The organism is Priestia filamentosa (assembly GCF_900177535.1).
In the GTDB taxonomy this organism is placed as follows: Bacteria; Bacillota; Bacilli; order Bacillales; family Bacillaceae_H; genus Bacillus_I; species Bacillus_I filamentosa.
Genome location: NZ_FXAJ01000003.1, coordinates 493,045 through 501,955, shown reverse-complemented (window position 1 = coordinate 501,955; position 8,911 = coordinate 493,045). Strand labels below are relative to the sequence as shown.

Below are 8,911 nucleotides of genomic sequence, written 5' to 3'. Positions count from 1 at the left end.
ACTGGAGATTTTTCTTCTTGTGCTGCTTGTAAAATCGCTTGCGTGAACTCTAAGTTGTTCAAGTTGAATTGACCTACTGCATAACCGTTATCTTTCGCAGTATTTAGCATTTCTTTCATTGATACTAATGGCATGATAATTCCTCCAAATTAGAATATGTAATATAGAATCGCATAAAGAGCTCTCGCTCTTTACGCGGTATTCTGCCTAAATTAGTTAGCTACGTGAACTTTTAAAAGGTTTGTTGAACCAGACTTACCAAATGGCATTCCAGCTGCAAGAATAACAAGATCACCGTGCTCAATAATACCTTTATCAACAGCAAGGTTTGTTGCATCACTTGTAATATCATCAATTGTTTCAAACGTGTTGCCTTCGATTGGAACAACACCTGACATAAGCATTAACTTACGAGAAGTTGATTGATTCTTTGTGATTGCTACAACTGTTGCTTTTGGACGGAAGCGAGAAATCATACGTGCTGTATATCCGCTTTCCGTTGGAGCTAAGATTGCTTTTACATCAAGCGTCATTGCTGTATCTGCTACTGCTTGACCAATTGCATCTGTTACGCTTGAAACGCCCACTGAATCAGCAAAAAGTTTTTCTTTTGAATAATCAAGAGCAGATTCTGCGCGAAGTGCGATGCTGTTCATTGTGCGAACAGCTTCAACTGGATAGTCCCCAGCAGCCGTCTCACCAGAAAGCATGATTGCATCTGTGCCATCAAAGATTGCGTTTGCTACGTCACTTGCTTCAGCGCGAGTTGGACGTGGGTTACGTTGCATAGAATCTAACATTTGTGTTGCTGTAATAACAGGCATTCCTAAATGGTTACATTTTTCGATAAGCTCTTTTTGTACAAGAGGTACTTCTTCAACCGGGATTTCAACACCCATGTCTCCGCGAGCAACCATTAAACCATCAGAAACTTCTAAGATCTCATCAATGTTATTGATTCCTTCTTGGTTCTCAATTTTAGAGATGATCTTAATATCCGTTGCATTATTGTCTTCTAGGAGCTTACGGATTTCAAGAACGTCTGCTGCTTTACGAACGAAAGAAGCAGCAATGAAATCTACGCCTTGCTCAACCCCGAATAAGATATCTGCACGGTCTTTTTCTGTAATACCAGGAAGGCTTACGCTTACGCCAGGAACGTTTACGCCTTTTTTGTTTTTAAGAACGCCAGTGTTTTCGATTGTTGTATGAATTTCACCATTTGCAGCGTCAACAGTGTCTACAGTTAGACCGATTAAACCATCGTCAAGTAAAATTGTATCCCCTTGTTTTACATCGTTCACAAGGTTTGAGTATGTAATAGAGAACTTTTCTTTCGTTCCTTTTACTTCTTTCATTGACACGATGATTTTTTCACCTGCTACAAGCTCAAGTGCTCCGCCGTCCATTTCGTTTGTACGGATTTCAGGGCCTTTTGTATCAAGAAGAATAGCAACTGTCTTACCAGTTTCTTTTGACACTTCACGAATTGTTTTAATACGGCCACCGTGCTCTTCAAAGTCACCGTGTGAGAAATTTAAACGAGCTACGTTTAAACCCTCTTCTACTAATTTCGTGAATGTTTCTCGATTTTCACTAGCTGGTCCAATAGTACATACAATTTTAGTTTTTCTCATTCTCTCTTCTCCTTACGTCTAAAGATTATGAAACAGTTACAAATTACTACACGTTCTTTTTCTTTAGATTGATAATTCTTTAGATAGTTTATACATGTTCATGTCGATATGATGTTCTTTTCCTAATACTTCTAGAATATCGTAATCAACAAGCTCATTTTTTTGAATTCCAACAGCACGTCCGCCGCGGCCTTGCAATAGTAAATCAACAGCATATCCACCAAAACGGCTTCCTAATACGCGGTCAAATGCAGATGGAGATCCTCCGCGTTGAATATGGCCAAGAACTGTTACACGCGTTTCGACACCTGACTTTTCTTTTAACTTCTCAGCAAGTTCATTTCCACTCATAACACCCTCAGCAACAACAATAATGCTGTGTTTCTTACCACGCTCATTTCCTTGATGAAGACGAGCAATGATATCATCGAAAGATTCGTCTGCTTCCGGAATCAGAATTGTTTCTGCTCCACCAGCAAGACCTGACCAAAGTGCAATGTCCCCAGCATCTCGTCCCATTACTTCAATGATGAATGTGCGCTCATGCGAAGAAGCCGTATCGCGAATACGGTCAATTGCATCAATGACAGTATGTAAAGCTGTGTTAAACCCTAACGTATAGTCTGTTCCTGGAATATCATTATCAATAGTTCCTGGAATTCCAATACAAGGAAATCCTTTTTTTGTAAGCTTAATTGCGCCTTGGTAAGATCCATCTCCTCCAATAACAACTAATGCTTCAATACCATGTTTCTTCAGTTGCTCAATACCTTTATCTTGTCCCTCTTCTGTTTTGAATTCTTCACAGCGAGCTGACTGAAGCATTGTTCCACCCCGTTGAATAATATCTCCAACAGAACCAACTTCTAGCTTTTGAATGTTTCCTTCAATAAGCCCTTTATATCCTTGACTAATTCCATACACTTCAAGTCCTTCAAAGATTGCTTTGCGGACTACCGCACGAATTGCTGGATTCATACCTGGAGAATCGCCGCCACTCGTTAATACGCCGATTTTTTTCATTTTTCTCATCACCTCATACATCTATCATATTTCAAGATTGTCTTTTTTACAAACAATCTTACATAGGAAATGGGGAATCGTTTCTAAGCATTACATTATGAAAAATTTCACTCTTCTTTATGTATACCTTATAATGGAAAAGACTCCATTGTAGAAACTCATTGATTTACGCCTATTACCTTAACATACTTGTTATATTTGTGAAAATAGCATGAAAGCGATTATCATCTCTTTTTTTCACTTTTTTTCACTTTTTTTCTTCGTTTTTCGCCCTTCTTTGCGTTATTTCATATTTTTTCACCTTAACGCTGTTGCTCCTTAAAAAGTTTCCAACTCTATTTTTTAGTATAACCTATCCTTGTCAATCCATTACCTTTTTTAACAAAGAGAAAAAGCGCAGAAAAGATTCTGCGCTTTTTCGTTTTTTATAGTTCATCAAAACCATTTGCATCTGTTGTTTTAGCATATTGACGACTTTTTTGTTCGAAGAAATCTGTTTTGCCAAGATCCACTGTTTCATATGCTTTAATCCAACGAAGGGGATTTTGTCGGTATCCTTCATAAGGACGATCAGTACCAAGCTGATTTGCCCGAACGTTTGCATAAAACTTAATGTAATCTTCTACCTCTTGTAGAACAAGACCTTCAATTTCGTCTCCAATTACAGTCTTAGCCCAGCTTACTTCAAGCTCAACGGCGCGCTTAAGTGTTTCATTAATAAATTGGTGAAGTTCTTTCGTGTTGTATTCTGGATACTCCACTAAAATTTCTTTAAAAATCTTCACAAATAAATCAACGTGAATTTGCTCATCTCGGTTAATGTAGTTAATCATGGTACTTGTAGCTACCATTTTGCGGTTGCGAGCAAGATGATAGAAAAAGGCAAAACCAGAATAGAAGAACAAACCTTCTAAAATCACGTCGTACACAAGCGATTTTAAGAGCGTTTCGACGTTTGGATTTTCAGCAAAATCCTTATAACCGTTCGTGACAAATTCATTGCGCTCTACAAGCGTTGGTTCTTCACGCCAGTAGTTGAAAACTTCGTCTTGTTTAGATTTGTTTACAATGCTTGAAAGTACGTAGCTGTAAGAGTGATTATGAATGACTTCTTGCTGTGCAAGCATAATCATAAGCGCATTTAAGCTTGAGTCTGTCAAATAGTCTGCTACTTTCCCGGCATAGTCTGTTTGAATACTGTCTAAAAGAGCAAGAAGTCCAATAATTTTCAAGAAAGAGTCTTGTTCTTTTTCTGTTAGCTGCGGAAACTGCTTAATATCATGTGACATATTAATCTCAAACGGTGTCCAAAAGTTCGCTAGCATTTTTTTATATTTAGGGTACGCCCAACTAAATCGAACGTCATCCCAGTTTAAAACATTAGAGCTTTCTCCGTTAATAATGCTTGTTGATCTGTTTGGTGCCTGACGATCCATAATGTCACGCTTTTTTAGTGTATATGACATCACAATTCACCTTTCTTCTATTATATATGTTACGCTTAGCTATGGCAGCTTTCACATTCATCAATTGCATCTCCAGATGTTGAACGAACATAATATGTTGTTTTTAATCCTTCTGACCATGCATTAAGATGCAGATCTAAAAGGTCTTTTGCACGAATATCATTTTGTACATAAAGATTAAAAGATACAGCTTGGTCAATGTGACGCTGACGTTTTGCGTTTTGTTTAATGCTCCAATTTTGATTAATGTGATATGCTGATTTATAATACCAGTTTGTCTGCGGTGTAAGATCTGGTGCCGTTACTGGAATTTTATAGTCCTTCTTTTCTTCCGAATATTCTTTGCGGAAAATAGGATCGATACTTGCGCTAGAGCCCGCAATAATACTTGTTGAAGAATTCGGTGCAACAGCCATAACGTAGCCGTTTCGCATTCCGTGTTCTTGAACTTTAGCACGAAGTTCTTCCCAACGATCACTCGTATACCCGCGATCCTCAAAATAGCGGCCATTTTCCCATTCTGAACCTTCAAATACAGGGTATGAACCTTTTTCTTTTGCAAGCTCCATACTCGCTGAAATTGCATAATAGGCAATATTCTCATATAAGCGATCATTGTACTCAACAGCATCATCACTTTCCCAGCTAATTCCCTCAAGGGCTAGTAGATGATGGAGCCCAAACGTTCCTAGTCCAACAGCACGATACTTTTCATTCGTATATTTAGCTTGTGGTACAGGAATTGTATTTAAGTCAATTACATTATCAAGCATGCGCATTTGAATTTTCACAAGACGAGGTAGAACGTCTGCTTTTACAGCTGTTGCAAGTGAAACAGAAGATAAGTTACACACAACAAAATCGCCCATCTCTTTGCGAATTACAATTGTGCCTCCATCTGTTGTTTCTTCAACAAGTGTTGTTGCACTCATGTTTTGAGCAATCTCACTGCAAAGGTTACTTCCGTAGATCATTCCCTTATGTTTGTTCGGATTTGCTCGGTTTACTGTATCACGATAGAACATGTAAGGTGTACCTGTTTCAAGCTGTGAAATCATAATTCGTTTCATAATTTCAATTGCCGGAATTGTTTCGCGAGAAAGCTTCTCTTCTCTTACACACTCTTCATATTTTTCTCTAAATGAACCGCTACCTTTTTCTTCATCATAAAAATCTTCAAGAGAATAGTTCATAACGCTTCGCACTTCATGTGGGTCAAATAAATGCCATTCTTCTCTGTTTTGCACTTTCTCCATAAATAAATCTGGTAAGCATACTCCTGTAAATAAGTCATGTGTACGCAGACGCTCATCTCCGTTATTCAGCTTAGCATCAAGGAAACTGAAAATATCTTTATGCCATACATCTAAGTAAACAGCAATTGCTCCTTTACGCTGTCCAAGCTGATCAACACTCACCGCTGTATTATTTAGCTGTTTCATCCATGGCATAACTCCTGAGGAAACACCTTTAAATCCTTTAATATCGCTTCCTCTTGGACGCACTTTCCCTAGGTATACCCCAATGCCTCCACCGTGTTTTGACAGTGTAGCAACGTCTGTATTGCTGTCGTAGATGCTTCTTAAATCATCTTCAACTGTATCAATAAAGCAGCTTGATAGCTGGCCATATGTTTTACCTGCATTTGCAAGTGTTGGTGTAGCTACTGTCATATAAAGATTTGAAAGAGCCCAATATGCTTCTTCAATAAGAGCAAGACGTTTTTCTTTTGGCTCATTTTGCATAAGCGTCATTGCAATAATTAAGAAGCGCTCTTGCGGTAATTCCATGGTTTTACGATCGTGTGTTTGAGCTAAGTAACGATCAGATAATGTCAGGAGCCCGATGTATGTAAAAAGTTCATCACGTTCTTGTGAAATAAAACTTTGAATCTTTTCAATCTCTTCTTTCGTGTAAGAAGATAAAAGAGCAGGGCTGAAAATTCCTGTGTTTGTTAACGTCTCAATTAAATGATAAAGAGAACCATATTTCTCATCTGCTTGATAGCCACGGTTTTCTGCTGCATTTCCGTAAAGCTTGTCCAATAAAACGCTAGCTGCAACATATGTCCAATCAGGTTCAAGCGTGTTAATACGCTCAAGCGCACCTAAAATAAGCAAGTTTGAAAGACGATCTCTCGTGACTTTCTGTAATGTGAACACCCCTTGAACAATTTTCTGTTCATAATCGTCAAAATCTAGATGTGGATATTTTTCTTTTAGTTTTTCTAGATATCCAACTAATGCCTCTTCAGCTCCATCTTTTTCGACAACCGTTTCTAACGTGTTCGAATTTGTTTGTAACATACTATTTCCTCCAGTCTTTACCATTCACTCTACAAAAAAAGCTCATTGTCTCTTCGAGAGCAATGAGCATAAAGCGAAGGAATGTGCGCACAAAAAAGCACAACCCTCGCTTTATCCTCCTAACTCCCGAACAGAATAAAACGTCTCAATAAAAGGCAGGTCTCCTGACTTTTGCGTCTCTCTACTCTAAGCCCTTCCCGTATAATAAGCTTATGTAAGCCTTTTCGTTCATACAGTGGATGTGCTTATTTCATCAGCAATCACAGTTGCGGGTACAGTTTTGGTTTGATTACCAAATTCCCTTTTAAGTCAATACATGACACCTTTATTTTAGGTTTATACAAAATATAGTATTTCCATATTCATCTAAGCACTACATATTGTGTTTATTATTCTATCAGACTCTTTTAGATTTTACAACAGAAAAACTCTATGTTTGTTACAATACTTGATTATACACAGTTCTTGCCCGAAAGAAAGACCTTGACTTTTCCCGCTTTTATTAAACTTCTTTTCTCTCAAGGTATTGTTCCTTATAAAAAAATCAATTTCACTTTTTTACTATTAAAAAAACTAGTTCACAAAAAATATGAACTAGTTTTATAATACACATCTTTTGTTTTTCTTAAGCAGACTTTTGATGAAGCTTGTGATACGTAATTCGGACAAGTTTGTCCATAGTAAAGACGATAAGGAGGCTTGATAAAAAAGCGGCTAGAAAGCGATGATCATTGTTTATACTTTGTATAAAAGGAAAGACAAAACGGTGTAGTAAACAAAATATAATGGTTATAAAAAAAAGTTTTATTCCTAACAAAATATCTTTTTGACGTTCTTTATTAATTCCTTTCCATACCCCACAGATGCCGACAAAACTTACAAGCATTGCACCAACCCCAAGCACATATTGACGCTCGTGCCATACTTGTACAAACCCTAAAAATAAAAGTCCTAAAAATATAAAGGAAAGCGCCGTATCTCTTTTGGTATTTTTCACTCTTCTTCTCCTTTCATATATACTAAACAATTATCCCAAGTTTATCATACATTTTCTCTTCTGTTCCCCCTTTTTTACATTTTTCTGGATATTTTCCAGCATAAAAGAGAAGAGCATGCTCTTCTCTTTTATGAATGTCACTGCCACTTATCTTTCCACTCTTGAATCATTTTATTATTTTCTTTTATTTTCGCTTTCATGAGAGCTAGTTTTTGATCTCTAATCTCCCATACGGCTTCTTTACGGCTTTTATATTGATTTAAAATACGTTTTTCTAACCGTTTTATTTCATTTGATGAGAGTAATTTTTGTTCCTCTATATATTTTACCCCTAAAAGAAGACGATCACGCTCCCTTAGGCTTGCTTTATCATAAGATTCTTTAATAGAGTCAAAACGTCTCTGCTCGCTAAGCTGTTCCTCATCTGAAATTGAAGCTTCTTGCACAAAAGTTTTTTCAGGCGTTTCTTGCTCCCACTCTTCCTTAATGTATGTTTGGAGTTCTTCTTCGGTTGCTACGGTCTTGTAGGTACCTTTTGCTGCGACTTGTTGAAGTGCCGCTTCCTCCTCTTGATCTACATCAAGACCAATAATATGGATATCCTCGCTGCCATTAGAAAGAATACTTTTACTTTCTTCTCCTTCGTTCTCACAAATATCTATTCCATCGCTAATAATATAAATAGAGTTTTCATATTGTTTATCACTGTAGGAAGAAAGAACTTCTTCTGCTTTTTGCAATCCTGCTGTAAATGAAGTGTCATCTCCTTCTCTATATTCTGCTAGAGAAGAAGCAAATTCACCTGGTTCATATGACTTATGATCATATGCTACTTGTATATTCCGGCATGCGGGGACTTTTTGTGTTTCCTCCCTCTCTTCTATTGGGTTTTCATATGTTAGAAGTGTAAGAGATTCGTCGTTAGGAAGAGCTGCTGCAAAATCAATAATTGCCTTTTTTGCTAAGGAAAGTTTTGTTTGGTTTCCTAACGTTTCCTCCATACTTTGACTCCCGTCTATCAAAAATACGGCATTCTTCTTTTTCTTTTGATCAGCAGTTACCTCTGGAAATACAGGTTCAAATGTTTCAAGCTCTTTTTCTATTTCCCCGTACTCTCCACTTCCTAATAAGTAAACAAGATAGTTATAAAACGATTGCTCGCTACTTTTTTGTAACTGGGCAAATGAATCAATTTTCTTATGTAGAGAAGGTTCTAGATCACTTTCGATGATTTCGTCATATTTTAACGTTTGGGCAAGTTCTCTCCCCCTTAAATACTTTTTTACAAGAATTCCTTGCTTTTGATTGTTCATATCTTCTACAGTTTCTGCTGCTTGTGGTATGTTTTCTATATTAGTGCTTGAATGAGCATCAGTTTCTTCCTTTTTGCCACATGCAGTTTGTATAAATAAAATGAAAATAAAAAAACTGACTAAGAGCGTTTTCCGCTTCATATTTATTATGCACCTTTCTTTCTAAAAT

Annotated in this window: 6 protein-coding genes, 1 pseudogene and 1 riboswitch; all 7 genes and pseudogenes read right to left on the bottom strand. The window is 37.2% G+C overall.

The window, feature by feature from the left end:
- On the bottom strand, positions 1-134 hold a 134-nt coding region (locus B9N79_RS16095; protein WP_205635670.1), incomplete at its 3' end, for a class II fructose-bisphosphate aldolase.
- Between the two features lie 90 nt (positions 135-224).
- A pseudogene (gene pyk / locus B9N79_RS16090) lies at positions 225-1,637 on the bottom strand (pyruvate kinase); the annotation flags it as partial.
- A 63-nt stretch (positions 1,638-1,700) separates the two neighbouring features.
- Positions 1,701-2,660: a 6-phosphofructokinase gene (pfkA, locus tag B9N79_RS16085; RefSeq protein ID WP_019393358.1), complete on the bottom strand. Its 960-nt coding sequence runs from the start codon at positions 2,658-2,660 to the stop codon at positions 1,701-1,703.
- Positions 2,661-3,085: 425 nt separating this feature from the next.
- Entirely contained in the window at positions 3,086-4,126 is a 1,041-nt protein-coding gene (locus tag B9N79_RS16080; RefSeq protein WP_019393357.1) for a ribonucleotide-diphosphate reductase subunit beta, read from the bottom strand.
- Positions 4,127-4,161: 35 nt separating this feature from the next.
- Positions 4,162-6,432 carry a ribonucleoside-diphosphate reductase subunit alpha gene (locus B9N79_RS16075; protein WP_046216845.1) on the bottom strand — a complete coding sequence of 757 codons (2,271 nt, stop codon included), beginning with the start codon at positions 6,430-6,432 and terminating at the stop codon, positions 4,162-4,164.
- Between the two features lie 137 nt (positions 6,433-6,569).
- Positions 6,570-6,774: riboswitch (cobalamin riboswitch) on the bottom strand.
- 283 nt (positions 6,775-7,057) lie between these two features.
- Complete coding sequence (locus B9N79_RS16070; protein ID WP_019393355.1) at positions 7,058-7,429, bottom strand: hypothetical protein; 372 nt, start codon at positions 7,427-7,429, stop codon at positions 7,058-7,060.
- Positions 7,430-7,566: 137 nt separating this feature from the next.
- Positions 7,567-8,883: a vWA domain-containing protein gene (locus B9N79_RS16065; protein WP_046216844.1), complete on the bottom strand. Its 1,317-nt coding sequence runs from the start codon at positions 8,881-8,883 to the stop codon at positions 7,567-7,569.
- Between the last annotated feature and the right edge of the window lie 28 nt (positions 8,884-8,911).